Source organism: Streptomyces sp. NPDC085937 (assembly GCF_044540535.1).
Classification (GTDB): domain Bacteria; phylum Actinomycetota; class Actinomycetes; order Streptomycetales; family Streptomycetaceae; genus Streptomyces.
The window spans coordinates 156,039-180,687 of record NZ_JBITSH010000008.1; the positions used below are offsets into that span (position 1 = coordinate 156,039).

Here is a 24,649-nt window from a genome sequence, read left to right on the forward strand (position 1 = left end):
GCCGCGCCGGTTCGCCCGGCTCAGCCCGCCAGCAGCTTCTTCACGGCGGCGGCCACCCGGCCACCCTCCGCCTGACCGGCCACCTTCGGGTTCACGATCTTCATGACGGCACCCATGGCACGCGGGCCCTCGGCGCCGGCGGCCCGGGCCTCCTCCACGGCCTGCGCGACGATCACGTCCAGCTCGTCGTCGGACAGCTGCTTGGGCAGGTACGCGGCCAGCACCTCGCCCTCCGCCTTCTCCCGCTCGGCCTGCTCGGGACGGCCGCCCTGCGCGAAGGCGTCCGCCGCCTCACGGCGCTTCTTCGCCTCGCGGGTGATCACCTTCTGCACCTCGTCGTCGGAGAGCTCGCGCTTCTCCTTGCCCGCGACCTCCTCCTTGGTGATCGCGGCGAGCGTCAGCCGGAGCGTCGAGGAGCGGAGCCCGTCGCGCTCCTTGATCGCGGCGTTGAGGTCGTCGTGCAGCTTCGACTTGAGCGTGGTCATGACTTGATTGTCGCAGGTGCGGGGGCGACGGCGCCTGCCGATTTGCGGTGCCCCGCCGCCGAGGTTCGTTCGGAGGGACCGTCAGGGTCTGACACGATGGGCGTATGCGCGCGCGATACGGAATCCCCCTGGGAATCACGGCGGCCGGCGCCGCCGGACTGCTGTACGCCGCGGGCTTCGAGGCCCGCTCCTTCCGCCTCCGACGGGTGACCGTCCCCGTTCTCCCCTCCGGGATGCGCCCCCTGCGCGTGCTGCAGGTGTCCGACATCCACATGGTCGGCGGCCAGCGCAAGAAGCAGCGCTGGCTGCGCTCGCTGGCGGGGCTGCGTCCCGACTTCGTGATCAACACGGGTGACAACCTGTCCGACCCCGAGGGCGTCCCCGAGGTCCTGGACGCGCTGGGCCCTCTGATGGAGTTCCCCGGCGCGTACGTCTTCGGCTCGAACGACTACTACGGGCCCCGGCTCCGCAACCCCGCCCGCTACCTGGTGGAGAAGGTCCAGGGCCGGCACGGCCTGAACGGCAACCCGCCGGTCGTCGACGCCGTCCACAACCCGTGGGAGGACCTGCGGGACGGTTTCGACTCGGCGGGCTGGCTGAACCTGACCAACACCCGGGGCACCCTGAAGATCGAGGGCTCGTCGATCGAGCTGACCGGCCTGGACGACCCGCACATCAAACGCGACCGCTACCCGGAGGTGGCGGGCGGCCCCTCGGCAGGCGTCGACTTCTCGATGGGCGTGGTGCACGCGCCGTACCTGCGCGTGCTGGACGCCTTCGCCGCCGACGGCTACCCGCTGATCCTGGCCGGCCACACGCACGGCGGCCAGCTCTGCATCCCCTTCTACGGTGCCTTGGTCACCAACTGCGACCTGGACACGGACCGCGTGAAGGGCCTGTCCACCCATACGGCGGAGGGCCGCAGGTCGTACCTGCACGTGTCGGCGGGCTGCGGCACGAGCCGCTACACACCGGTCCGCTTCGCGTGCCCGCCGGAGGCGACGCTGCTGACGCTGGTCGGGCGTTGACGCTGGCCGGGCGCTGACGCTGGCCGGGCGCTGAGGCCGGTCGGCCGCTGAGACCGGTCGGCCGCTGAGACCGGTTTCTGAAGAGGTCGGCGTGCTGCCGGGCCCGTTGACGTGAGTCGGCGGGCCCGTCGGTGTATCGGGGGCATGCGGAGCCGGCGGTGTATCGCGGGGGCCCGTGGAGTCGGCGGCGTATCCGGCGACCGCGCCACCCAGGACCCAGGCAAGGGCGAGCGAGCGGGTGGGCGAGGGCGAGCGATCGGGTCGGCGAGCGGGCGGGCCTGCGGGCGATCGGGCGGGTAACCCGACCGGCCCAGCCCACATCGCCCCGAACCGGACACCGGCCCACGCTGGGGTGCATGACCGCCCCGATACCCAGGGACATCCCGGACCTCCCCGCCCTGCCGCGGAAGGCACCGGCACTGCTCCCCTCCGTCGTCCCCGCCAGAGCCGTCGTACCGCCGGTGCGCCGCCCGCTGACAGCGGTGTACCGGCTGGTGCTGGCGGTGGTCGCGACGGCGGCCGTACTGATCGAGATCCTCCTCGGCAGCCCCGCCAGGGTGCTGAGCTACTTCGTGATCCAGAGCGGGGTCCTGCTGGCGCTGGTGACGTTCGCCTCGGCCCGCCGCGCCTGGACCGCCCGGCACCCCCTGCCGGGCGCGGTCACCGGGGCCGCGCTGCTGTACGTCGTCATGGCAGGCCTGGTCCACCACATCCTCCTGGCGGACGCGTCCCCGGCCTTCTCCATGACGGGCCCGGCGTCCGGCGGCGTGTCGTGGCTGGAGCCGGTCGCCGCGCACACGCTGCACACGGTGCTGCCGGTGGCCGCGGTACTCGACTGGCTGATCCTCACGCCACCGGCCCGCATGCACCTGCGCCAGGCGCCGACATGGCTCCTTTACCCCTTGGCCTACCTGGCCTTCACCCTCGGCCGGGGCGAGCTCCTGCCCGGCTCCCCGGTCCGCTACCTCTACCCGTTCCTCGACGTCGCCCGGCACGGTTACAAGGCCGTGCTGGCCAACGGGCTCCTCGTGGGGCTCGCGTTCTACGCGGTGGCGGTCCTGCTGGTGGCCCTGGACCACACCCGCCCGAAAACCAGATTTCGTCTCTAGCCACCAGTGGGCTAAAGTAAACGTCGTCGCCGCGACAGCAGCGACACCGGGGTGTGGCGCAGCTTGGCAGCGCGCTTCGTTCGGGACGAAGAGGTCGTGGGTTCAAATCCCGCCACCCCGACAGAGAAATACCAGGTCAGGCCCGGTGCTGAGAGATCAGCACCGGGCCTGATTTGTTGTGTGGCCCCGTTTTGGGAGCCATTTGGGAGCCAACTGGGTGTGGACTTCGGGATCCGGCTCCCGGCGGCTCCCAGCGAGGGGCGTTCCGCCTACGAGCGCGCTGTGCGCCGGGTGCACCCTGGGAGAGCCCTTCCCCACGGCTTGTGCCGGGGAGCCCAGGGACGGTACGACGATCGCCATGCACCCATGGTCTCCGTTAAATGACCGGCAGCTCGCGCTCCTCACCCGCATCGGTGGGGACGGAACCGACCCCGTCACGTCGGACAACCCCGAGCTCGCGACCACGGCCCGCGCGCTCAAGGACCGGGGCCTGATCACAATGCCCAAGAAGAAGGGGAAGTGGCAGGCGGAGATCACCGACGCGGGACGCTTCTACTTGGAGCACGGGCATCATCCCGACCGCCCCGAGCCAGCTCCACGCAGACCTCGTTCGGCGGCGTATGGAGCAAAGGCGCCGGTTGCACCTCGCCCTCGGCAGGACGCCGCTCTCCCGCCCGAGACCAAGCCAGCCCCGCAGCGTGCCGTGAAACCCCCACGCCCGTCACCAGCGGAAGTCGGGGCGGCGCTGATCGCACAAGTGCAGGAAGCCGGACGATTCCTTCGGATCCCGGACCCCAGCGACGCGAAACGGGCTCGGTATCGCAGAGCCTTCGACGCGGCACGGCAGTGCGCTCCGGAGGGATACCACCTGAAGTACAGCGGGCGGGCGAAGGGCGACTTCTTCCTCGGCCTGCTCCGGGTGACCGGTGAGGACGACACCGAGTGGAACCGGGTCCGCCTGGCACGCAGCCGTGTGATCACCGACGTCGAGGACGTGCTCGCCGCAGTCACCGCGGACCACAGCGCCTTCGAGATCTCCGAGGAGGTCCTGCCGAGAGTGCTCGAGCTGCTCCGGCTCCTCGCCGAGCAGGCTCTCGCACGGTACGGCGAGATCGCGGTGTCCAAGAAGCGCAAGCAGCCCAGGCCGCTGCTCACCGTCCACGGCAGAACGTACGAGATCAGCTTCCGCGAGCGGCAGAAGCAGGTCCGGTACGTGCCCAAGCAGCCCGGCCGCCGTACGTACGACTGGCAGCGAGTCACCCCGGCGCACAAGTTCGAGCCGTCCGGCGAGCTGGAGCTGGTGGTTGGCCAGCACTCGGGCTACGGCTACGGCCACAGCTACGGCTGGAAGAAGGAGTGGGCCGACACCGCCAAGAAGCCCTTGGAGGAGCAGATCGGCTCAGTCTTCCGGGCGTTGAAGGCGCGCGCAGAGGAGCAGGAGCGGGCTCGGCTGGAACATGAGGCGGAGCAGCAGCGTCTGCGAGAGGAACGAGAGCGGCAGGAGGCAGAGCGCCGGCGGCTGGAAGCGGAGCGGGAGGAACGCGAACGGCGGGAGTGGGAGGCCGCTGTCCGTGTCGCTTCGATCAAGGCCGTTCGCGCGGCACGGGCCGAGCACTTCGGCGCGGCCCTTGAGCGGTGGCGGGCCGCAGGGGAGATCAGGGCTTTCTGCGCCGCTCTGGATGAAGCCGCCGTCGCGTCGCAGGACGCCCTCGAAGCCGAGAGACTGCGAGAGTGGTCGGCTTGGGGAAAGGCGGAGGCCGACCGGCTCGACCCCACCATGAACGGCAGGGGCCTGGCCTCGCTCAATTTCCATGCGGAGCCGACAGGAGATCAGCTGCGACCGTTTCTCGACGGCTGGCACCCGCACCGGCCGGAGAAGGAGAAGCCGCCGGCGCAGCCCGCGCCGCCCAAGCCGGAGCCAGACCCGTGGCGAGGTGTCATCGACGCACATCAGGATCAAGGCTGGAGATATGGACGCCAAGGTCGCGCTCAATGGTGGAGGCGATGACGCCGTGGCCGCGGTCGCGTAGGGCCTTGACCGCCTTCTCGACCAGCTCCCCGAGCCTGATGACCTCGGCGCGCAGGGCAACCAACTCGTCGTAGCGGTCGGCCTTGTCCTCGCCGCACCACGCACGGACAGTCCGCAAGACGGCCGCCTCCGCGTCCAGCTTGCGATCGTCCCGGCGACTGTAGGAGTACCAGGAGGACTGGGTGCGCTCCTGCTCGATGTCCTGCTGCTTGCGATCCACCTCAGGGAGGATCTCTTCAGCGAGGCGGCCGGCCACCTGACGGGCGACGCGTTCGGTAACCGGCCATCCGGCCAAGCACGAGCCGTCGCTCTTCTCGTAGACCATCGGGTCGGCACGTAGTTCAGCGGTGTCCATGCCGATGACCGGTGCCGCGTCGTCAAGGCGGCCCAGCTCCAGGACTCCTGCGTCCGCAACGCCCCTGCGCAGACGCAGCCTGTTCTTCGGCCGGACGAACCCGAGGATCATGCGCGCGGCCTCGAACTCTGTGCTTCCCCGCACCTGGCGTGACGCCTCGGCCAGTGCCAACTCTCCCGCGTCGTCCGCGCGGAACACGTCGACGTCCGCCCACAGTGTTACGAGAGAGTTCGGATTGACCCACTCCTGCAGGCCCGCGTCGTCGCCGTCAAGGAACCGCACATGGATCCAACCGGACCTGCCGGAGCCGCCCACTCGAACGATCTCCACCCGGCGAACCGCGCCGCCCAGCTCCTTCGGCCTGGCACGGTATGCCCAGTGCTCACCCATCTCCATGTGTCCATTGAGTCAGGTCAGTTGGCGCCATGACGCGGCATTCGCCGCAATCAACTCGAAGAAATGACTGCGCCAGACTGAATCTGTCCCGCAAGGCGTCGGAAGACGACTGTGCCCGTGGCTGGTCACTCTGGTTGCGCGGCTTACACCCCGAGCCTGTAGGGCGCGAGAGAGGAGGATTCGCACAGCTGGGGCGATGGTCTATGGCCAGCAGCCGTAGCAGCGAAGGCCAAGCTGATTCAAGAGCCGGGTCACGCAAAGCCGCAGGTCAGAAGCCATGAATGGGCGCGGCGAGCAGTCCATGCTGAGGGGGCAACGCAGCGGCTGCCAGCCGATTCGCGAGAACTCGAATCGGCTCCCCGCGCGGTGCGGTCTCCTCCATGTCCGGGGGCGCCACCGGACACGACCAGCGGACTTGCGCGGCTAACTCCCCGCCGGTCCAAGGTCTGTTCACCCATTCACCGCGTGCTGCTGCACGCACCAGAAGCGAAGGTTCGCCATGTCCACCACAAAAGACCACTCGGATGACCTGCAGCCGCACGGAACTCCGCCGAGCGAGCTGCAGACGCCGGAGCAGGCCCCCTCGGAGCCCTCGCGCGCACAGAACGCCCTCGTCTGGGCCACGGTCGGGCTGTCCGTAGCGTTCTGCACCACCGGTGTGGTCCTCTCCCTGACCGGCCACGATGCGGCAGGCGGCGCCCTCATCACCGTCGGCGCCGGGTTCTTGGGAGGAGTCATCAGCGCCCGGAAGTAGGGCACCGTCACGGGCCTCTGCTGCCGGACTCACCCCGTCCGGCAACAGAGGCCGACCTCCGTGGAGAGGCAAGCGCATCCTCGACCAGACAGGGCCAGAACCCGAGCCCGCCGGTACTCCGACCGCAGCATGATGGGCTCAACAGCAGAGGACCCGGACCGACTGTCCGGGTCCTTGCATGGCGGCCATCGGTGCCATTGGTCTGGACAGGCCGTCAGGTCACCTACATCTCAAGGTGTTTGATAGGCAACCATCTACACCCTTAACTTTTCCCGTGATATTTTCACGGGCGTGATTAAGGATGAGGTCGTGAACATCCGCGACGCCACCGCGCAGCTCTGCGAGCCGCTTCACGACGCCTTCGCGTGGGCTGTTCAACACCAGCGGACCCAGGTGCCCGAGATGAACGGCCACGCCTACGGCTGGATCCGTACACACATGACCCGCGCCTTCGTCCATTACCGCCTCGGATCGGCGGCAGCCAAGCTCGGCGACTGGAAGCTCAGCGGCAATCACCGCCGGAACGGGGAGCTGTGGCTTACGAACGACGAGTACTGCACCCGCCTCCTCCACGGCTTCAGGGACGATCACGTCCCCGCCCCTGGACCGAACCGTCAGCGGCGAGCCTTCTATCAGAACCGACCCTTGACGAAGTTCGGTCAGCCGACCCTGGTGGGGCCGGAAGACAACGATCTGCTTATCCTCTGGCGTATCGATGCCCAGGGAGCACCGTTGTTCCGGGTAGTACGGACCATCGGCACGTGGAGGTTCGGCAAGGAACAGCTTGTCGATCTGGATTTTCCGCTGCTCGCCAGTGCGTCCGACCTGCGGGACCTTCACTTCGAGCCGCAAGATGAAGGTCTGGAACTCGAACTTCCGGATGAGGAGACAAACGATGCCGACGGCACTGGAGGCTTCCCCTGGTGAGCGGCTGCGGACACTCCGCGACCTCCTCGGGCTCACCGGTGCCGACCTCCACCGCCTGACAGGAATCAGCCAAAGCTGGACCTCACAGGTTGAGACAGGTGCGCGCGAGCCAGCCGAGGACCGGCTGCGCGTGATTGCTGAAGCCACCGATACGCCGATGAGCTTCTTCTACGCACAGCCTTCCTCCGTACCACTGGACTCGTTGCGCTTTCGCAAGATGGCAACTGCGAGCCGGACTGTCACACGCCGGATCAGCGCGTTCTACGGCGAAAGCTTCCGTGTGACAGAGGAGATCACCAACAAGGCCGGCTACCCGGCGCCGCCGCTTCCGTTCGCCAGCGCACCGGACCTGTCAGAAGACGACATCGAGGAACTGGCAGCTCAAACCCGTGAGGCCCTGCGCCTGGCCGCAGACAAGCCCATCCCTCACCTCACGCGTGCGCTTGAGCGTGCCGGCATTGCGGTTGCACCCATCGTGCTGCCTGATCCAACGGGCGACTCAGTCAGCCCGACCAACAAGCACTTCGGCGTTTCGTACTGGGCCGGTATCGGAGAGACCGCACTTATCGCGTACTTCCCTGGCGCACAGGGCGACCGAGACCGGTTCACACTCGCCCATGAACTCGGTCACCTCGTACTCCACACCTTCAGGCCACGCGCAGCAGATCCCGAACGTGAAGCAAACCGGTTCGCAGGCGCCCTGCTTGTCCCCTACGAAAGGGCACGGGAGGAGATCACAGACCGTCTAACCCTGGAAGGCTTCGCTCGCCGGAAGCAGGCATGGGGCGTGTCGATCCAGGCCCTGATCCTCCGTGGTGCCGCAGTGGGTCACATCGACGACAGCCGCAAACGATCGCTGTACGTGCAGCTCACTCAGCGCGGCTGGCGCAAGGAGGAGCCCGTGTCGGTAGGGCAAGAGGCCCCCCTGCTTCTCTGGAGCCTCCTACAGCGTCAGTACGGGGACAAACCGTATCTACGCGCGTCAGACCAGCTGGCGATCCAGCCTACGATCCTGCGGTCTATCGCTCCACAGCCGGTCGCGAACACCTCAGCGACACGCTCCGGCCGACCAAGGGCTGATGGAAAGGTAGTCGCCTTCAAGCAGCGGACGGGCCACCCAGAAGACGATTTGCGCAGTACTGCACCCTGATCATTGGGGCACTGCCGAACGTCCTCCATCCGCACTTCAGAGGTGTGACGACGAGCTCCGTCGCCTCAGACTTGAGACAGGTTGAGCCCGGCACCGAACCTTCGGCGCCGGGCCTAACCCACCTAGACAACGCTATGGAGCAAGCATTCGCGAGCGCAGAAGCTCGTTGAGGACGCGTACTGGCGACGTCGTGCACATTGCCAGCCGGGCGTCGAGTGCCGTCTCCCACCGCTCGGTCAGGCCAAGCTTGAGGCGCTTGCGCATGCCAGGCGTGACGTGGGCGTAGCGCGCCGAGACCGAGCCGTCGATGTGGCCCATGCGTTGGTCCATGAGGACCTTCTCGGTGCCGAGGTCTTCCATCATCGTCCGGTGCGTGTGGCGAAGTCCGTGGGGTGTAAGGCCCTTGGCGATCGGGAGCCAGCAGGCGTCGGCCCGCGCACTGGCACCCCGCCCTCGTGCTGGAACACCGGGCCATGGCTCGCCGAGCAGGGGCACGGGCCGTGGCTCCTGCGGCGCCTTCTTCGGGTACCAGCCGGAGACCGCCGGGGTGAAGAGCCAGGTCGCAAAACCGTTTCGGCGCCAGTGGGCGGCATGCTCCGGCACAACGCCGCCCCGCACGAATCCGAGGTCCGCGATGGCCTGCTCCACCTTTGCTCGCGTGGCCTCGGTGACGCGGTTGGGGTGGTTGAGGACGTTGGACACGGTGCCCGTCGAGACGCCGGCGCGGCGCGCGACGTCGACCAGCTTCGCGCCCTGGTGGCCTCCGGTGCGAGCCGCGCCCTGCCCCCGGAAGACGTAGGTCCTGCCGTGACACGGGCAGGGTGTCGGCCTCGTGCGGGCGACGTGGTTGGCGACCAGGGCCGACAGCCAGTCCATCGCGTCGATGAGGCGGTAGCTGTCATCCTTGGGCGGACAGCGCACGAGCTCACCCGTGTCGAGTTCGTACAGCTGCCACTCGACGCGGATCGAGCCGGGACGGGCGTACTCCGTCTCCAGGCCGACGATCTCGCCCCAGCGCATGCCGGTGTAGCCCTTGAGGACCACGGCGACGAACTCGTCGTCGCGGCCGGAGAGCAGGGCGGCCCGTTCGGCCGTCAGCAGGATGCCGAGCGCGTCGGTGACAACCTTCTCCGGGCCGCGGTCACGGGAGCGGCCGGCACGTTTGCCGCGCCCTCGCCGCCGGGCGGCCGGGTTGGACGTGATCAGGCCCTCGTCGATCGCGTCCTCGAAGATCAGGTGGAGCGTCGAGCGCCAGGTCTTGACGCTGGAGGCCGCGTAGACGGCCTTTTCCTTCTTCTCCCACAGGTCGACGTCCGTGCGCAGGATGCCGGCGAGTGCCTTGTCCTCGAACTCGGGGAGCAGATGCTCCTCGATGTGACGCTTGTAGTTCTGCATGGTCGAGGCGGCCAGGTCCTGGGCCTCGTACCAGCGGTTCGCGTACTCGCCGAAGGTCTCCTGGCCGAGGGCCGGGTCGCGCCAGTCGCCACGCCGGTACTTGTTCTCGGCCTCGGCCGCCGCCCGTTGAGCCTCGCCCTTGGTGGCGAACCGGATCGCCTTGCCGTTCTCGTCGACGACCGTGTTGTGCTTGCCGGGCGCGATCTTGTACCGGCCGCGCCAGTAGTTTCCGCGCTTCTCCGCGAAACCCAAGTCCCGCTGTCCTCCTCTTCCTAGTGTTCGGCTACGACGGATTGCATGGGGTCACGCGACGGTGCCGTACTGCTGCTGCCGACGCGGCGGGCGGGCTCGCAGACGGGTCGTCGGAGCGATGAGAGGCCGGCGAGGCTGTGCGGAGCCGGTCTGCGCACCGGGCACGGAGGATGGAGTGGCCGCGACTCCGACTGCCCGCGCAGGCTGGGCAGGCCGCTCCTCGTAGAGGCGGACGACCTCGGCGAGGTGCTCGGCGGTGAAGCGGTACGCGCGGCCGACGCGGGTGTGCGGGATGAGGCTGCGCCGGGCCCGGTCCTTGACCCACCAGGCGGAGCAGCCGAGTGCGCCGGCGATCTCCTCGGGGCGGTAGAGGCGGGGCAAGGGGGCGTCGGACGGCCTGTCGGGGACGGGCGCGGGCGCGGAACGGTGCAAGAGGGCGGCTCCTGGTCGCGAAGTCGGGACGGGCGGGGCGAGGGTCGTGGGCTCAGGCCGCGTGCGACCCCTGGAGGAGGGTGAGGGGCGATACGTGCAGGGCTTCGGCGATGGCGACGAGGTCGTCGATGTCGCAGCGCCGCTGGGCGCGTTCGATGCGGGACAGCATGGTGTTGGACATGGGGCGGCCCAAAGCGGTGCGCTGCGCCGCGAGTTGACGCTGTCCAAGGCCGCACTCGGTGCGGAGTTTCTCGATGGTGCGGGCCGCATGCATTCCTGCGGTTCCTATTTCCAGTGATCGTGCTGCCATAGCTCCAGTTGTAGCGTGCATTCGCCGGTTTGGTTAACCGGCGATCGTCGGCTATGTTCCGCCCCGCGCAATCGGCACGCAGGGAGTCAAGTGGTCCGGAGGCCCGGTCCCCGACACGCAGCGCGGCGTCCATGGGCCGCTCTGACGTGGGGTGTTGTGTTGTAGCTTCCCCGCCGACAGGCCGTCAACGGATTCCCGATGTGATCCTTCTGGCTCGGCATCCAGGACAACTATTTCGCCAACCGGCGATCGTGACCTACAGTTTTGGCACCGCCCTCTACCGCTTGCTTTTCGGCAGCCTTTCTGCCGTGAGAGATTGCGCGGGATTGGGCTGGACTTGCGCGACCCGGGTGTGGCTATGTTGACGACACCCCGGAAAGCGCGAGCGGCCATCAGCGCGCCCGGCGCCGCCGACCGGCCAACTCCCCCTCCCCTGATGCCCGTACCACCACGATCGACGGTGAGCCGTGGATGCCCGCCCACCGGCCACCGAGTGAGGACCGCCCCCTCTTGGCACGAATCCGCACCATCAAGCCCGAAGCCTTCGTCTCCGAATCCCTGGCCGCCGTCTCCCTGACCGCCGAGCGCACCTTCCTCGGCCTGCTCACCCAGGCCGACGACCAGGGTCGCCACCGCGACCACGCCGCGATCATCGCCGGACAGTTGTGGGTCCTGCGCCCGGAACACGGCGCCGCCGATGTCGAGACGGACCTCGCCCAGCTCGCCGACGCCGGATTGATATGCCGCTACAAGGGCCCGGACGACAAGCGATACCTGCACATCGTCACCTGGCAGCAGCACCAGAAGATCAACCGGCCCAGCAAGAGCCGCCTCCCCGCCTGCCCCCACCACGACGCACCGGCCGGCACCAGGTCAAGCCTCGCCGCGCCGACTGCGGGGGCCAACGTCACGGAGCCCGCACCGCAGCCTCACGGAACCCTCCGTGAAGGCTCCGGCGAAGTGCGCGAGCCTGCGGTCAATCCCGGCACCGATGACGAAACCGCAGGTCAGACCGATTTCACTGAGCCTTCCGGGAGGGAGCGGGGAGGACTCGGTGCGGGAGCGGTGACGCCTAATGGTCCGGATCTAGGACCTAGGATCATGGATCTAGGAGATACCCCTTCGGGGGGCGCAAGCGCCCCCGCGCCCGACACCGTCTCGGCCCAGCAGCTCATCGCCGAGTACGCCGCCGCCTGCGCACACCGACCGCCCAAGGACGTCCTGGGCCATCTCGGCCGGGAGGTGCGCAAACTGCTCGACGAGGGCATCGCCCCCGGACACATCCGCGCCGGACTCGAACGCCACCGCGCCAAGGGACTGCATCCCAGCACCCTGCCCAGCCTCGTCCACGAGGCCATGAACGCGACCCCCGCCGCGCCGGTTATCCACAGGCCGTGGACAAACCCCACGGATGTCGAAGCCGCCTTCGGAGGTGACCTCTGACCGCCACCCTCACCCGGGAGCCCCACCGGGTCGGCCCGCTCGCCGACCGGCTCAACGGCATCCTGGCCAGCCGCGGCATCGACCCCGCCGCTGCCGCCGAGGAGTCCCACGCCGAGCCCGTCACGGCGCTTGAGCTCGCCGACGCCCGGATCCCCGCCCGCTACCGCCGTGCCCTCGCCGGCCACCCGCTGGTCACCGCCTGGGCCGACCAGATCGCCCGTGCCGGACGCCCCGGCCCCGGCGGACCCGGCATTGCCGAAGGCCCGTCGCTGCTGATCGCCGGCCCTACCGGCACTGGCAAGACGTACCAGGCGTACGGCGCCATCCGCGCCCTCCTGAGCCGAGGCGTCCGCCTGCGCTGGGAAGCGACCACCACCGCCGACCTCCACGCCAGGCTCCGCCCCCGTGTCGGCGGCGACGCCGAAAGGGACCTGCAGAGTCTGGCCCGCTGCCCGCTGCTGCTCCTGGACGACCTCGGCGCGGCCAAAACCAGCGAGTGGACCGAGGAGCTCACCTACCGGCTCATCAACCACCGGTACGAGCACATGCTCCCCACCCTCATCACCACCAACCTCCCCACCGCCGAGCTGCGCACCACGCTCGGAGACCGTGTCGCCTCCCGTCTCGCCGAGATGACCGAACGCGTCGTCCTCACCGGCCCGGACCGACGCCGCACCGCTCCCGCCGTCTGACGACAGCCGCGCCTTCCCTGCCCATGCTCGCCTCACCCGCCCGCGTACAGGCATGCCCTCGACCGCGCGGGCCCTTGGAGAACCTTGTCATGACACCTCGCACTACCGCGCCCGTGGGCGCCGAAGAGAACGCCATATCGCTCGCGGCGCACTGGACAACCACCTCCGTGGCAGCCCTGTCGCTGCTCCTCCCCACCACCCTCGCCGCTGGATGCCTGCTGCGGCACAGCGCCCCAAAGCTCACCAACCGGCGGCGACGTGGAACCGCCGCCCGTTGGGTCGCCGTCATCGCTGCGGTCGGCTGCACCACCTACAGCGCCAGTACCAGCTGGCAGTTCGCCGCCGACTTCCTCGACATGCACAACGCCGTCGAACGCTGTGCCTTCTTCGCCACCGGGGAACTCGCCATGGTCGCCAGCGCAGTGATAGCCCGCCAGAACCTGCACGGACCACGGCAGGCCGCCAGCCTCCCTGCCGTCCTCGTCTGGGTGCTCGCCGCCGTGCTGACCATCCCCGCCTACGCCGAGCACGGCCTCGTCGGCGGCACCTGGAACGCCTTCTTCGGCCCGGTGATGGCGGCAGCGATGTGGCACATGGCCATCAGGACCGAACCGCGCCATCGCACCCCCGCAACCGAGCAGCACGCCTAGGACGCCCTCCCGGCAGCAGACCCGCTACTACCCGTCCGCACACCACCTCACCGCCGTCGGCTGACGCCCCAGCGGCAGCGTCCGGAAGCGATCACGCGACCGTACACGCAGCCCTCACGCGCACCCGCCCCCGAAAGCCGCTCACGGCGTCCACGCTCACCACAAAACCGCAGGTCAAGCGATCACGCGAGCGTCCACGCCGTGCACGCGCCCAAGCGATCACGCGCGGAGCCCCCTCTAGAAGGGGGCCCGCGTGAACGCCCCCTCCGTGAACGCCCCTCACGCCTGCACCACAAGCCCCACCGCACCGCCCTGGAGCCCTTCACCTTGCACTCCCCCACCCCCGATAGCCCGCGCCACGACACGCGGCAGCCGGTCCCTCCACGCTGGCGCCTCCTCGCTCGCTCCGGCCGCCGGGCACTCGCACCCACTGGGGGTCGTCACGTGAAACACAAGGGACGTACCATCCTCGTCCTCGGCCTGGTCGCCGTCGTCCTCATGGCCTTCCGCGTCTCGTGGAACGCGCTGTCCGACGTGGCCCGCGCCATCGGCGCCGACCCCACCGCCGCCCTGCTCTACCCAATCGTTGTCGACGGGCTGATGGCCCTCGCGCTTGTCGCCACGCTCGTGCTGACCGGTACCGACCGGAAGTTCGCACTGCGGGTCCTGGCGACCTACACGATCGCCAGCCTCCTGCTGAACTACGTGCACGGCCTCGTTCCGGCCCTGCACACCACGTCGGTCCAGTGGGGCCAGCTGGTCGGCTGGGACCCTGCGAACTGGGCTCTCGTGCTGCTGGCGACCTCGCTCCCGGTCGGGTCGATCTACTTCGGGTCGGACCTCGTGGCGAAGGTGCTGCACCACAACCCCGAGTCGGCTGACCCCACCGAAGCAGCCTCTGCCCAGTCGGCTCGTCAGGAAGCTGAGGAGCAGGCCGCACGGTCAAGGTCTGCCCAGGCCGAATCGGCCCCCGAGAAGCTGACCGAGTCGACCCCCGTGAAGGTCGCCGAGGCACTCGTGACGAGGCCGACCGAAGCCGACGAGTCGGCCCCCACTCCCCGACCGCCCCGGTCGGCCGCCGTGGCGGAGTCGACCGGAGCCGCCCCGCGTCGGGCGACCGGTCGGGTCCCCACCACCGCCAAGTCGACCGCCGACCGCACCCGCACCCGCACCCGCACCGATGCCGAGGTTCTCGAGGAGGCCAGACTCCTGACCGCCGACTGGAGCGACGACCGGCTGAGTGCCGAGCGTCTGCGCAGCGAACTACGGATCGGTCAGAAGCGTGCCCGCGCCCTGCGCGACCAGCTGCAGGCCGAGCGCACCGGGCAGGCCGAGCCCGTCACGCACGACGGCTTCGAGGCCGAGCCCCTCGACGGACTCGACGAAGCCGCCTCCCAGCTCCAGAGGGACCTCGACACAGCTCCCGTCGGCATCGCCTGACCCCGCAAACGCACCGATCGCCCCACCCTCCGGCACACCCCGTGCCCCGTGCAGACAGCACGAGGCACGGGCACCGCTCACGTCTGAAAGGCCCTTCTGCCATCCCCCGGTCGACCACACCCGCCTGGCACTGCGACTTCGACGCCTGTCCGATCTGCACCGCGCCGGAGCGCGACGAGATGACCCTGCCGCGCTGCGCCATCCTCACACTGCTGGAACAGGGCCGATGGATGGCCGGCGACGAGATCCCTCTGCCCGACATCCTCTCCGCCAGCGGCGACTACCTGAGCCGTCTCAGGGACGCGGTCGGTGACGGCATCCCGGTACCCGCCGTCGAGCACTGGGCCTGGCTCGATGCCGAACTGCGCTTGGTCGTCGCCTGCGCCGCCGGACTGGATGCCGTCAGCCCCCTCAACCCGCGCATCGACAAGGTCCTGGCCACCGCCGCCCGCCACACATCGCGGGACCAGGTGAAGCTGCTCGATCTCGCCGCCAAGCAGTTCACCGAGCTCTACACGCGACCGCGAACCGCCTGAATCCACCGGGACCCGCACCGTTGCCCCCGACACAAGGACATGCCGTCATGCGCGACCAGCACCACGAATCCCCCACTACCCAACAGGCGATACCCAGCACCCCAGCCCCAGACGGCACAGCAAGTTGTCGGGTAAGGAGTCCTTACCCGGCCCTCGCCCCGATGGGAGCGGAGGCATCCGGCGCGGGGGCGCCGGAGTCGGCCGGCCCGGGGGGACCAACCGAGGCTGGGGGCGAGACCCAGTCGCCGTCGCACACTGTGCAGCCGTCCGCTCCGCGTCGCCGCCTGCGTCAGCCGCGCCTGCGTAATCGCCGTGTCCATCCCCGCTACAGCGACAGCGAGTTCGCCGAGATCGAACGAGCCGCCGACATCAGCCGTATGCCGATCGGTGGTTACGTCGCTGAGGCGTCCCTGGCCGCTGCCCGCGCTGAGGACCCCACGGCGGCGGTCGCCGACTATGGTGCCATGGTCAAGGCTCTGATGGCCGCCAACGGGCAGCTCGGCGGCGTTGGCAACAACCTCAATCAGCTCACCTGGCACCTCAACAAGGATGGCGCCTGGCCCCAGCCCGACACCGTCCGCCGCCTCCTGGCCCGCATCGAGGACGCGGTGGCCGCAGTCGACACTGCCGTCGCGCAGGTCGTCGAGGGGCGGTGAACCGGTGATACCGAAGATCATCCTCGGTAAAGGCAGCACCCGCCGCCTGATCGCCTACCTCTTCGGCAAGGGCACTGCCAATGAGCACGTCGACCCTCATCTGGTGGCGTCCTGGAACGACTTCGCGCCCGACCCGGGCCGCAGCCCGCACCGCGATCCGAAGGAGGTGGAGAAGCAGCTGTACACCCAGCTCGACCAGCCGGTGGCCATGCTCGGCCGCCGGGCACCCAGGACGACCGTCTGGCACTGCCCGGTCCGCGCCGCGCCCGAGGACCCCATCCTGTCCGACGCCCAGTGGGCCGAGATCGCCCGCCGGATCGTGGCCGCCGCCGGCATCGCCCCCGCCGGGGACACCGAAGCATGCCGATGGGTAGCCGTGCGCCATGCCGACGACCACATCCACATCGCCGCCACTCTGGTCCGCCAGGACGGCCGCCGCCCCCGACGCGACTACGACATCCGCGCCGTGCAGAGGGAAGCCCGCCAGATCGAAGTCGACTACGGGCTGAGGCGGTTGAAGCCGGGCGACGGCACCGCTGCCAAGCGCCCCACCAGCAAGGAGCACTTCAAGGCCAAGCGCCTGGGCCAGGACGCCACCTCCCGCGAGATCCTGCGCCTGCGCGTCCGCCGCGCAATGGCCGCCGCCTCCACCGAGGCCGAGTTCTTCGCCCTGCTGGAGGCCACGGGTGTGACCGTGCGCCTCAAGCTCGGCCCCTCCGGCGACGCACTCGGCTGCAACTTCGCCCTGCCCGGCGACACCAACGAAAAGGGCGAGCCCGTATTCTACGCCGGTTCCACCCTCGCCCCCGACCTCTCCCTGCCCAAGATCCGCCAACGCCTCGCCACCACCAGCCCCGAGCCCGTGGCCGTCCGGCCGGGCAACCCTTGGCACCAGGCCACCGCCGCCACCGAACGCATCACCCACCACCTGGCCCGCAGCAACGACGCAGTGGCTCAGGGCCAGCTGGCCGCGCTCGGCGGAGCACTCGATCTGCTCCCGCTTGCCGCCCCGGCCGCAGCGCGGGCCGAACTCGAACGAGCCGCCGTCGCCTTCGAGCGCGCCACCCGCTCCCGCATCGCCGCCGACCATGCCAGTGCCGTGGTCCTGCGTCGCAGTGTCCAGGCGATCTGGAAGGACCCCGCACGGCAAGGGGACGGTGCCGGGCTGGCGATGCTGCTGGACGTCGCGCTCACTGCGGTCGCCTACGCGATGTACTGGCACCGCACCCGCCAGCACGCCCAGCAGCAGGCGGCAGCCGAGCAGGCCCTCATCCACCTGCAGGCCGCGTACGCGCAGATCAGCGGACCGGTCCTGACCGGTCTTGCCAGCCGGGCACCCAGCCCGCAGACCCAGCGCCGCTACGCCCACCACCTGCAGCAGGCGGTCCCCGAGCACGCCGAACGCATCCTGGCCGACTTCGCCTGGGACGCTCTGGCCGCCGTGCTCGCCGAGGCGGAAGCAGCCGGCCACAACGCGACCGCGATCCTCGACCAGGCCCTCAACCAGCGCGCGCTCGACGATGCCCACAGCCCCGCCCGAGCACTGACCTGGCGCATCCGACGCCTCGGCGAACGACACGCACCCGGCCCACGAGCCCAGGCAGCCAACACCAGCCACGCCGCAGCGCACCCCACCGCTCCGCGCTCGGTGGAACCCCAGACACGGCGGCGCTGAGCACCCCTACGCCGGCGCCACCATCACCGACACCGATCACATGACACCGCACAAGGAACCGCCCATGCCCCAGCCCTCTGTCCGCCCCCACGTCGTCGTCCTCCTCACCGAAGTGGACAGCACCCGCCCCGATGACCCATCGCTCCTGTATCGCCGCAATGGGACCGCGTTCACCGCGGCCGAGCACGACCTGATCTGCACCGCCACCCCGGCAGAGATAACTGCCGCGAACGCGCAGCGACGGCTTGAGAACGAGTGGGCGCGGGGAACCCACGCGATGCAAAAGGCCCTCGTCGACCTGTTCATGAAGTACGTCGACCAACTCCCCGACGGCTCCTGCAGCAACATCTACGCCACCATGACCGACGAGGACTACGCGGAATACGAGCGCCTGGTCCAGATCGTCGCCGCACGAACCGGCCTCGAATACCGCACCGAGCACGACGACAACTGACCGGACACACACCAACGGCGGCCCACCCAGTGGGCCGCCGTTGCGGCAGAACTGAAGCAGCTGCCTGTTCACCCCGCAGTCCTGACCACCGTGGCCTTGGCGACCGCCTTGCGCACGTGGGCATCGACAACGCCGGGACTACCGGAAACCACGACGACCACCGTCCCCGTGCGGACGGCCGTCTGCTTGACGATGCTGCTCCGCCCGCCAGCGTCGAAGGTCAGCAGCTGGCTCCACTGCTCGTCGCCCAGCCGGGCGACGAACACCTTCCGGGTGGCGACCGTGACGGCTGTACTGCCGGTGAGGACCTGGTAGGTGGGGCAGGAGGTCATCGCCTCGAAGATCCGATCCACGCTCCGGGAGAGCTTGTCCTCGGTGTCGCTGTACAACTCCTCGCCCACCTCGGAGTCGCTGCCGCCGGCATAGGTGAAGGACGCCTTCGCCTGGTGCGGGAAGTCGAAGCTGCCACCGATCGCGGCCTCGCTGCCGAGCTTCTCCAACGCCGGACAGCCGATCACGGTCACGTCGTCGTGCTGCGCGGGGCGCCGCGGCGTGCGGTTGTAGCCCTCGCCCAGATCACTCTCGTCCAGGAGCCGCTTGGCCAGCGCGGCAGAAGACAGCGGAGCGGACGCCGGACTCTTGCCGTCCGGGCGCACCGAGACGGTCGCCGAGGGTGTCTGGTCGATGGAATCTGCACTGTCCGTCGAACAGCCCGTCAGGGCAAGGACGATGAGGACACTGAGGCTGAGGACGGTTGTGGTGCGAAGGCGCATGCGAACCCCTTGGTGGTCTGCGAAGCGGACAGGTTGACCACGCCGGTCCTCCGGGCGCCGGCAATGCGAGGAGATGGTGAGGTTTCGGGGGTTCAGTGGCCGAGGTGGCGCAGGCCCTCATCGAGGGTGGGATGGAACCGGTCGACGGGACCGGAGTGGCGGTTGAACCATGCCGCGTCCAGGCCGGGCTCGTTCGTCTCGTGGCCAGCGCGGCAGCGCAGCCATATCGAGTCGTCGCGCATGCAGAGGATGATCCAGTCCCGGTACATGCCACATCCGGGGCATGTACGGACCTCGCCACCGATGACGAGCGGCTGCTGCCAGCGCATCATCACCCCGGCCACCTCCTGCCGCGACGGCACAGGCAAATCCGGCGGCAGGAAGTCGGGCACCACCGCTTCCTCCACAGCCGGAGCCGGTGCAGTCGGCTCGGATGCAGCGGGCCACGGCTGCGTGGCCTGTAGTTGCCGTAGCAGCGCGAAGCCCGCACGCTGGGCCTCACGGAACACCCGGTCCTCGCGAGCGCGTCGAAAGAACAAGATCTCTTCCTCTCGGTCATCTGGCAGGCACGGGAACGTGTCTCTGCTCGGGGAGACTGGCGACGAGCCGCACACCAGCGGCTCCAATGGGGCAGAGGTCGTCAGCTGCGGCGGACGACGGTGAGCCGACCCTCGGCGCTCTCGGGCACGGTGCGGCGGGGCACCGGGACAGGCGAGGCGAGCGAGGAGGCGAACGCGGCGACCAGGTCGTGGGGGGCGCTGGCGCTGAAGCTGGCGCACCACAGGTACGGGGCGCCGGGAACGGGGTCCGCCCACGCCTGCCAGCCCACAAGGTCAGGACGCGGGTCGACGTCCTCAATGAGCGGCGGCAACACCTCCAGGGAGACACTGCAGGAGAACCCGGGGTCCACCGCGGTGGTGCGGGGGCAGTCCACGTCGCGGATCCAGCCCCGGCCACTCAGCGCGTTGAGGACGGTCTCGGGCCCCGTGAAGCCGACGTCGGGCGTCTTACGGCTGTCGATCTCCACCAGGAGATCGGCGAGCGCCTCGTACGGGACGCCGGCGGTGAAGTACGCGTTCCACTCCGTGATCGCGGACGTGGCATGCGGGCGGGCGCTCAGCTGCCAGGCCACCGGCAGTCCGCCCAGCTCGAACGGGTAGGCCGCGAGGACCCATTCGGCGCCGCACAGCCCGTTGGGGCTCACGTACAGCAGGGTGTGGCGGGCGGTAGGCCACATGCGCCAGCCCAGATCCGACAAGGTGTCGCCGATCCGCTCGGCGAGCGCGTGGTCGTCTCCGGCCAAGTGGCGCGGGGTGACCCAGTACACCGGGTCAGGCGAGTCAAGGCGGCAGGGTTCGCTGGGGTGGTGCGGATGCAGGGGCGCCTCCGTGGGCTCGGGGGTGGTGTCCAGCAGGCGTTGTACGTTGACATGGCTTGCCGCCGCGCACCAGTCCTTCAGGGGGTCTTTCCTGTCTGCCCCCGGCGAACTTGTCCTTTTGACAGTGAAGTTCCTCGGTGGCAGCGCCTGACCTGGGGCTACCAGCTTCCCTGTCAAAGGACACCATCGACTGGGCCGCTCACGATCCCACCTCGGTGTCTGTTGTCAGCGAAGCCAGCCGCTTTTGCCATCCAACCCAGTCGAATAGCGGTGATCTCTCGGTGTCGCCGCAACGGACACCGCGGCCATGCCGTTACCCGTGAGCTGCGCGCTCTCGGATGGGACACTTGTACACATGAAAGAGGTGCGCTGCGAGCGATGCGACAACATCATCGGCATGGGGTGCGCCTGCCCTCCTGATGGCAGCGTCCCCAAGGCACAGCCGGAGGAAAGGCGTGTTCGACAGGAGTGGCGGCGGTTCCCCGGCAACGCCATCTTGATCAAACAGAATGGTAAGGCGCACGTTCCAGGCGCCTGCGATCACATGACAGAAGACGAGGTGCGGCCCCCGAAGTGGGGTTGGATCCTCGATCCGTCCCCCGGAGATTGGGACCGCATCAGCGAAAGCAGCCCTGCCATCGCGACTGGAGGAAACGCGCAGCTGCGGGCGACGAGCCGGTGTATGACGTGCATGGGGACTCTCGGCGGCTGATGAGCTGCAGGGTGCACTGTGCTGTGGGATAGCTGACCAGAGGGCCGACGGCTTGCCGTCGGCCCTCGTTCGCTTCGTGGTTCTAGCCACGCCGGATGCGGCACGACTCGGTTCGATGGCAAAACGACTGGGTTCGATATCAACGGACACTCGGGACGGCGGGCTGCTCCCAACCTCCCCGTGCTTCGGGCGGTGTCTGATCTGCCAGGTCCTGCCGCCTCGCCCCGGCGAAAAACTGCGGGCGCACGCCGACGGCCACGTGGGATCATGAGGCATGCGTGGTCGCCGGCCAGGTCCGGGTGGCCCCCGTCTACACCCCGGCCCACCTACGCGGCCACGGTTACGCGGGCGCCGCGACGGTCGAGGTGAGCAGGGCTGCGCTGGCCGCAGGCGCGATGGAGGTCCTACTGTTCGCGGACCTGGCCAACCCCACCAGCAACGGCCTCTACCAGCGGATCGGCTACCGCCCGGTTACCGACTTCGCTGTATACGACTTCTCGTGTGCCGGGCCGGAAGTTCGTTGAAGAACTCATGTCGAAGGGGCCCAACAGAGGCGGATCGATCCGTGCTGTCGGAGAGCGGCCGTAGGCTTCCCGCATGAGTTCGGTGCGCGCCCGGGTGTGGCGCTTCACGGTCGAGAAGGGAAAGGCTGGCGCTGAGGCCGTCCAGGCTGTCGAGATCGGGCAAGGCCCTCTGCCGGTGTCCTTGGCCGCAGTGGTCAACATCAACGCCCTTGCCTGCGACTTGCGCAAGACGGTCGACCAGCGTGTGCGCGACCACGAAATCAGCCTCCTCCTCAGCTACATCGCCGACGGCCCGGGCGCTGGTTCGCTCGGGGTCGACTGCCCCGCGCTCGACTCCAGCTCCGGCCACATCCGACGCTTCGTCAGCGAGTGCACCGGGCTCGGGGTGATGACCGCCGCCAGCGAGGCGCTCTTCGACTGGAAGCCCGGAGCTGACGGCCTCAGCAGCTTCGACGTCCTGCCCGGGAAACTTGTCGGGACCTACGCGAAGAAGGGTGTGCGGCCCGACCTGCTGTATGACCTGGCCGCCGGTCCGCTCGCTGGGGAGGCGCGGGGCCGCCGCCGCGACCACAAGCAGATGTTCCCGGCTGGCAAAGGCACCCAGGCGCAGAAGGCACGCTTGGAGAAGCTCGCGCAGTGGTCCGTCGACCACGATGATCACGCCTACTTCATGAGCTGGGTCTGGCTCGGCACGGGCGGCATCTACGTCGACATCTTCCTGCCCGACGACGCCCCAGCCACGGCCGGGCTCAGGACCGGGTGGATCGACATGCCGGGCAGCGCACTGCCGTGGCGATTCCGCGTTCCGCGGCCTGATCCCCGTCGGCGCGAGGACCTGGAGCCGGAGGGACCCCTCAGGGTTCGAGCTGATTCCGACGCGGAGGGCTCGGGCGACGTAGCCGGGGCTCACGTCAGGACGGCGATCAGCCTGGCCGAGCCGGTGGTCGAGGCGGCGATGAACCGGTCCTTCAGCCGCGAGGACACACTCGGCACGTTGTCTGGCGTGGAGGTCCGCGGCCGGTGGATCCGCGGCGATGCTGTCGGCCAATCACGCCATGAGGTGCTGCTCGGTGTCCTAGGAGAGCGCGTGCCGGTGGACCACCGGGCTCAGCGCCGCCAACTAGCCTCTCGGACGGACGACCGGCTCGATGTGTTCCTCGAAGGCCGCCTGCTCACCATCGTGCACCCGGTCGACAGCCCGCGACCGAGCTGGGACCGGATCCAATCAGAGCTGCTGGGGTAGGGAGACGCCGGTCAGCTGCGACCCGGATCGCCTACAACCGGGCCGGCCGATCGATTGGGACCAGTTCCCGCCGCGCGCACATGCGCCGATGAGCAACGACAACGAGATGGTCACTGTCGTCCTCTACGGCGACCACGACGTCTATTTCGTCGAATTGGGCCGACTGACCGACTCTGCCGCCCTTGCTCACACAGAGCGAGCAAGGGCCGCGCGTCCCGCGCTGTGCTCGGAGTAAGCGGCCACCGTCTACGGCGAGGGCGGCGAGTTTGGGCCCGCTTCCCCTGCCCGGAGAAGCCCGCGACTGATCTGCCCACATTAGAGTGCGGCGTGTGCAGCGCCTCGTCTTCTTCGACCTCGACAACACCCTCGTGGACCGGCACGGCACGCTCGCGGACTGGGCCACGGACTTCACCATCCGCCACCGATTGGGTGAGGAAGTGCGGCAGGAACTGCTCGACCTGCTCCATGAACGCACCTACCCGTCGAGCTTCGAGGAGATCCGCACTCGGTACCGGCTGACCAGCACGGCGGACGACTTGTGGCGGTCGTACTGCGCCGACATCGCCGCTATGGTGTCCTGCCCAGCCGACGTCCTCACCGGTTTGGACGAGCTGCGGAGGCACGGCTGGCGCATCGGCATTGCGACCAACGGCGCCACGGACATCCAGACGGCCAAGCTGCGGGCCACCGGCATTCACTGCCGTGTGGAGGGCATCTGCATCTCTGAGGAGGTCGGCGCCCGCAAGCCGGAGCAAGAGCACTTCGCCCAGGCCGCCGCGCGCTGCGGCACCACATTGAGCACGGGCGGCTGGATGATCGGCGACAACCCGGTCAACGACATCGGCGGCGCGCGGGCTGCAGGGCTCAGCACCATTTGGATCGCCAATGGTTCTCCCTGGCCGAGGGACCTTCCCGAGCCTGATCACCGGGTCCAGCACACCCGTGCGGCCATTGAACTGCTCCTGTCCGACAGTGCCACGAGGAGTACGACGTGACAGCCACAGTTGGGTTGCTGCACCCCGGCAGCATGGGAGCCGCGTTCGGCGCCCAGCTGCGTGACCGCGGCATCACTGTGCTGTGGTGCCCGCACGGCCGGAGCAACGCTTCCGCCCGGCGGGCTGAGCGGGCGGGACTCGAAGCCGACACCCTTCCCTCGCTCGTGGCCCGCGCTGATCTCCTCCTGGCCTTGTGTCCTCCGGCTGCGGCAGAGGACGTCGCAGTGCAGGTCTCGGAACAGGGCTTCGCAGGCAAGACGTACCTGGAGGCGAACGCCATCGCGCCGGAGCGCATGCGTCGCATCGCCGGATGCCTCCCACAGAGCGTGGTTCTCGACGCCGCCGTGGTCGGCTCGCCGCCCGTCGACGGGAAGTCTCCGACGCTGTACCTGTCCGGCCCAGGAGAGCAAGCCGCCGAGGTCGAGGCCCTGTTCACGGACACCGCCGTGCGAACGAAGTTCCTCGGCGAGGAGATCGGCAAAGCCTCCGCGCTCAAGCTGGCGTACTCCAGCTACCAGAAGGTCTCTCGTGTCCTGGCTGCCGTGGCGTACGGAGCGGCCGACGCGTACGGCGTCTCCGACGAGCTGCTGACGATTGCGGCCAAGCGCACCCGGAGCTACCTCGTGGAGACCGACTACATCCCCAAGACTGCGGCTCGCGCCTGGCGTTGGGGACCCGAGCTGGAAGACGCGGCAGCGCTGCTCGCCGACGCCGGGCTGCCGGACGCCCTCATGCACGCCGCCGCTGAAACGCTCGCCCGATGGGACGCCAGCAGGGACACGAACCTGGATATCGCCCAAGCCCTGAATGCCCTGCGCGTGGAGGAGGATCCGGATCAGGTGGGCTGACCGGTTTC

25 protein-coding genes, 1 tRNA gene and 1 pseudogene are annotated in these 24,649 nt (G+C 69.1%); 19 read left to right on the forward strand and 8 right to left on the reverse strand.

All coding sequences use genetic code 11. The features are described 5' to 3' along the window. Window positions 1-20: 20 nt before the first annotated feature. Window positions 21-485, reverse strand: coding sequence for a GatB/YqeY domain-containing protein (locus ACIF8S_RS18890; RefSeq protein ID WP_400000171.1), 465 nt, complete (start codon window positions 483-485; stop codon window positions 21-23). 104 nt (window positions 486-589) lie between these two features. Here ACIF8S_RS18890 and ACIF8S_RS18895 point away from each other — a divergent pair, with 104 nt between their 5' ends. The 4 genes from ACIF8S_RS18895 (at window position 590) to ACIF8S_RS18910 (ending at window position 4,630) form a co-directional block, all read left to right on the forward strand. Beyond that, window positions 590-1,513, forward strand: coding sequence for a metallophosphoesterase (locus ACIF8S_RS18895; protein ID WP_349795215.1), 924 nt, complete (start codon window positions 590-592; stop codon window positions 1,511-1,513). Window positions 1,514-1,869: 356 nt separating this feature from the next. Continuing rightward, entirely contained in the window at window positions 1,870-2,622 is a 753-nt protein-coding gene (locus tag ACIF8S_RS18900; protein WP_400000172.1) for a Pr6Pr family membrane protein, read from the forward strand. 47 nt (window positions 2,623-2,669) lie between these two features. Then, window positions 2,670-2,743: transfer RNA gene (locus ACIF8S_RS18905), tRNA-Pro, on the forward strand. Window positions 2,744-2,980: 237 nt separating this feature from the next. Beyond that, window positions 2,981-4,630, forward strand: a complete 1,650-nt coding sequence (locus ACIF8S_RS18910; RefSeq protein WP_400000173.1) for a PE-PGRS family protein — start codon at window positions 2,981-2,983, stop codon at window positions 4,628-4,630. Here ACIF8S_RS18910 and ACIF8S_RS18915 read toward each other — a convergent pair. Beyond that, window positions 4,560-5,402, reverse strand: coding sequence for a PE-PGRS family protein (locus ACIF8S_RS18915; protein ID WP_400000174.1), 843 nt, complete (start codon window positions 5,400-5,402; stop codon window positions 4,560-4,562). The genes ACIF8S_RS18910 and ACIF8S_RS18915 overlap by 71 nt on opposite strands. A 499-nt stretch (window positions 5,403-5,901) precedes the next feature. On the opposite strand from ACIF8S_RS18915, the gene ACIF8S_RS18920 reads away from it, so the two are divergent. The 3 genes from ACIF8S_RS18920 to ACIF8S_RS18930 all read left to right on the forward strand — a co-directional run bounded on the left by ACIF8S_RS18920 (window position 5,902) and on the right by ACIF8S_RS18930 (window position 8,233). Further along, a complete protein-coding gene (locus ACIF8S_RS18920; protein WP_400000175.1) occupies window positions 5,902-6,156 on the forward strand; it encodes a hypothetical protein in 255 nt (84 codons plus the stop codon). A 309-nt stretch (window positions 6,157-6,465) separates the two neighbouring features. After that, window positions 6,466-7,083 (forward strand): hypothetical protein, encoded by a 618-nt coding sequence (locus ACIF8S_RS18925; RefSeq protein WP_400000176.1) that lies wholly within the window; start codon window positions 6,466-6,468, stop codon window positions 7,081-7,083. Next, window positions 7,052-8,233, forward strand: coding sequence for a helix-turn-helix domain-containing protein (locus tag ACIF8S_RS18930; protein ID WP_400000177.1), 1,182 nt, complete (start codon window positions 7,052-7,054; stop codon window positions 8,231-8,233). The genes ACIF8S_RS18925 and ACIF8S_RS18930 overlap by 32 nt, the downstream gene beginning before the upstream one ends. Before the next feature lie 132 nt (window positions 8,234-8,365). On the opposite strand, the gene ACIF8S_RS18935 is transcribed toward ACIF8S_RS18930, so the two are convergent. From ACIF8S_RS18935 to ACIF8S_RS18945, 3 genes are read right to left on the reverse strand one after another with little or no spacing between them, the layout of a single operon-like run. Continuing rightward, the gene (locus tag ACIF8S_RS18935; protein ID WP_400000178.1) at window positions 8,366-9,880 is read right to left on the reverse strand and encodes a LacI family DNA-binding transcriptional regulator; all 1,515 of its coding nucleotides are present in this window, start codon (window positions 9,878-9,880) and stop codon (window positions 8,366-8,368) included. Between the two features lie 51 nt (window positions 9,881-9,931). Beyond that, window positions 9,932-10,312 (reverse strand): DNA-binding protein, encoded by a 381-nt coding sequence (locus ACIF8S_RS18940; protein WP_400000179.1) that lies wholly within the window; start codon window positions 10,310-10,312, stop codon window positions 9,932-9,934. 52 nt (window positions 10,313-10,364) lie between these two features. Then, window positions 10,365-10,622, reverse strand: coding sequence for a helix-turn-helix domain-containing protein (locus tag ACIF8S_RS18945; protein WP_400000180.1), 258 nt, complete (start codon window positions 10,620-10,622; stop codon window positions 10,365-10,367). Window positions 10,623-11,132: 510 nt separating this feature from the next. Between ACIF8S_RS18945 and ACIF8S_RS18950 the strand changes: the two genes are divergently transcribed. From ACIF8S_RS18950 to ACIF8S_RS18985, 8 genes are all read left to right on the forward strand, one after another. Then, window positions 11,133-12,065 (forward strand): hypothetical protein, encoded by a 933-nt coding sequence (locus tag ACIF8S_RS18950; RefSeq protein ID WP_400000181.1) that lies wholly within the window; start codon window positions 11,133-11,135, stop codon window positions 12,063-12,065. Next, the gene (locus tag ACIF8S_RS18955; protein ID WP_400000373.1) at window positions 12,062-12,757 is read left to right on the forward strand and encodes an ATP-binding protein; all 696 of its coding nucleotides are present in this window, start codon (window positions 12,062-12,064) and stop codon (window positions 12,755-12,757) included. The genes ACIF8S_RS18950 and ACIF8S_RS18955 overlap by 4 nt, the downstream gene beginning before the upstream one ends. Window positions 12,758-12,846: 89 nt before the next feature. Then, the gene (locus ACIF8S_RS18960) at window positions 12,847-13,407 is read left to right on the forward strand and encodes a hypothetical protein (protein WP_400000182.1); all 561 of its coding nucleotides are present in this window, start codon (window positions 12,847-12,849) and stop codon (window positions 13,405-13,407) included. 444 nt (window positions 13,408-13,851) lie between these two features. Then, window positions 13,852-14,847: a DUF2637 domain-containing protein gene (locus tag ACIF8S_RS18965; protein WP_400000183.1), complete on the forward strand. Its 996-nt coding sequence runs from the start codon at window positions 13,852-13,854 to the stop codon at window positions 14,845-14,847. A 179-nt stretch (window positions 14,848-15,026) separates the two neighbouring features. Next, window positions 15,027-15,383, forward strand: a complete 357-nt coding sequence (locus ACIF8S_RS18970) for a hypothetical protein (RefSeq protein ID WP_400000184.1) — start codon at window positions 15,027-15,029, stop codon at window positions 15,381-15,383. Window positions 15,384-15,544: 161 nt separating this feature from the next. After that, complete coding sequence (locus tag ACIF8S_RS18975; RefSeq protein ID WP_400000185.1) at window positions 15,545-16,039, forward strand: plasmid mobilization protein; 495 nt, start codon at window positions 15,545-15,547, stop codon at window positions 16,037-16,039. Between the two features lie 4 nt (window positions 16,040-16,043). Next, on the forward strand, window positions 16,044-17,714 hold the full coding sequence (locus tag ACIF8S_RS18980) for a mobilization protein (RefSeq protein WP_400000186.1): 1,671 nt from the start codon (window positions 16,044-16,046) through the stop codon (window positions 17,712-17,714). A 64-nt stretch (window positions 17,715-17,778) separates the two neighbouring features. Continuing rightward, window positions 17,779-18,168, forward strand: a complete 390-nt coding sequence (locus tag ACIF8S_RS18985) for a hypothetical protein (protein ID WP_400000187.1) — start codon at window positions 17,779-17,781, stop codon at window positions 18,166-18,168. A 68-nt stretch (window positions 18,169-18,236) separates the two neighbouring features. Here the strand turns inward: ACIF8S_RS18985 and ACIF8S_RS18990 are convergent, their stop codons facing one another. The 3 genes from ACIF8S_RS18990 to ACIF8S_RS19000 all read right to left on the reverse strand — a co-directional run bounded on the left by ACIF8S_RS18990 (window position 18,237) and on the right by ACIF8S_RS19000 (window position 20,268). Further along, a complete protein-coding gene (locus ACIF8S_RS18990) occupies window positions 18,237-18,941 on the reverse strand; it encodes a hypothetical protein (RefSeq protein WP_400000188.1) in 705 nt (234 codons plus the stop codon). 92 nt (window positions 18,942-19,033) lie between these two features. Then, a complete protein-coding gene (locus ACIF8S_RS18995) occupies window positions 19,034-19,480 on the reverse strand; it encodes a hypothetical protein (protein WP_400000189.1) in 447 nt (148 codons plus the stop codon). 101 nt (window positions 19,481-19,581) lie between these two features. After that, window positions 19,582-20,268 carry a DUF317 domain-containing protein gene (locus tag ACIF8S_RS19000; RefSeq protein ID WP_400000190.1) on the reverse strand — a complete coding sequence of 229 codons (687 nt, stop codon included), beginning with the start codon at window positions 20,266-20,268 and terminating at the stop codon, window positions 19,582-19,584. A gap of 1,044 nt (window positions 20,269-21,312) precedes the next feature. Between ACIF8S_RS19000 and ACIF8S_RS19005 the strand changes: the two are divergent. From ACIF8S_RS19005 to ACIF8S_RS19020, 4 genes and pseudogenes are all read left to right on the forward strand, one after another. Continuing rightward, window positions 21,313-21,555: pseudogene (locus ACIF8S_RS19005) on the forward strand (GNAT family N-acetyltransferase); the annotation flags it as partial. Window positions 21,556-21,628: 73 nt separating this feature from the next. Further along, window positions 21,629-22,798, forward strand: coding sequence for a hypothetical protein (locus ACIF8S_RS19010; protein WP_400000191.1), 1,170 nt, complete (start codon window positions 21,629-21,631; stop codon window positions 22,796-22,798). Window positions 22,799-23,127: 329 nt separating this feature from the next. Beyond that, window positions 23,128-23,793 carry an HAD family hydrolase gene (locus tag ACIF8S_RS19015; RefSeq protein ID WP_244792860.1) on the forward strand — a complete coding sequence of 222 codons (666 nt, stop codon included), beginning with the start codon at window positions 23,128-23,130 and terminating at the stop codon, window positions 23,791-23,793. Continuing rightward, on the forward strand, window positions 23,790-24,641 hold the full coding sequence (locus tag ACIF8S_RS19020) for a DUF1932 domain-containing protein (RefSeq protein WP_400000192.1): 852 nt from the start codon (window positions 23,790-23,792) through the stop codon (window positions 24,639-24,641). The genes ACIF8S_RS19015 and ACIF8S_RS19020 overlap by 4 nt, the downstream gene beginning before the upstream one ends. Window positions 24,642-24,649: the final 8 nt, after the last annotated feature.

Excerpts from the sequence above, each read along its gene's own strand:
- ACIF8S_RS18890 (WP_400000171.1), bottom strand. The coding sequence starts at position 485 with ATGACCACGCTCAAGTCGAAGCTGCACGACGACCTCAACGCCGCGATC.
- ACIF8S_RS18895 (WP_349795215.1), top strand. The coding sequence starts at position 590 with ATGCGCGCGCGATACGGAATCCCCCTGGGAATCACGGCGGCCGGCGCC.
- ACIF8S_RS18900 (WP_400000172.1), top strand. The coding sequence starts at position 1,870 with ATGACCGCCCCGATACCCAGGGACATCCCGGACCTCCCCGCCCTGCCG.
- ACIF8S_RS18910 (WP_400000173.1), top strand. The coding sequence starts at position 2,981 with ATGCACCCATGGTCTCCGTTAAATGACCGGCAGCTCGCGCTCCTCACC.
- ACIF8S_RS18915 (WP_400000174.1), bottom strand. The coding sequence starts at position 5,402 with ATGGAGATGGGTGAGCACTGGGCATACCGTGCCAGGCCGAAGGAGCTG.
- ACIF8S_RS18920 (WP_400000175.1), top strand. The coding sequence starts at position 5,902 with ATGTCCACCACAAAAGACCACTCGGATGACCTGCAGCCGCACGGAACT.
- ACIF8S_RS18930 (WP_400000177.1), top strand. The coding sequence starts at position 7,052 with ATGCCGACGGCACTGGAGGCTTCCCCTGGTGAGCGGCTGCGGACACTC.
- ACIF8S_RS18945 (WP_400000180.1), bottom strand. The coding sequence starts at position 10,622 with ATGGCAGCACGATCACTGGAAATAGGAACCGCAGGAATGCATGCGGCC.
- ACIF8S_RS18960 (WP_400000182.1), top strand. The coding sequence starts at position 12,847 with ATGACACCTCGCACTACCGCGCCCGTGGGCGCCGAAGAGAACGCCATA.
- ACIF8S_RS18970 (WP_400000184.1), top strand. The coding sequence starts at position 15,027 with ATGACCCTGCCGCGCTGCGCCATCCTCACACTGCTGGAACAGGGCCGA.
- ACIF8S_RS18975 (WP_400000185.1), top strand. The coding sequence starts at position 15,545 with ATGGGAGCGGAGGCATCCGGCGCGGGGGCGCCGGAGTCGGCCGGCCCG.
- ACIF8S_RS18985 (WP_400000187.1), top strand. The coding sequence starts at position 17,779 with ATGCCCCAGCCCTCTGTCCGCCCCCACGTCGTCGTCCTCCTCACCGAA.
- ACIF8S_RS18990 (WP_400000188.1), bottom strand. The coding sequence starts at position 18,941 with ATGCGCCTTCGCACCACAACCGTCCTCAGCCTCAGTGTCCTCATCGTC.
- ACIF8S_RS19010 (WP_400000191.1), top strand. The coding sequence starts at position 21,629 with ATGAGTTCGGTGCGCGCCCGGGTGTGGCGCTTCACGGTCGAGAAGGGA.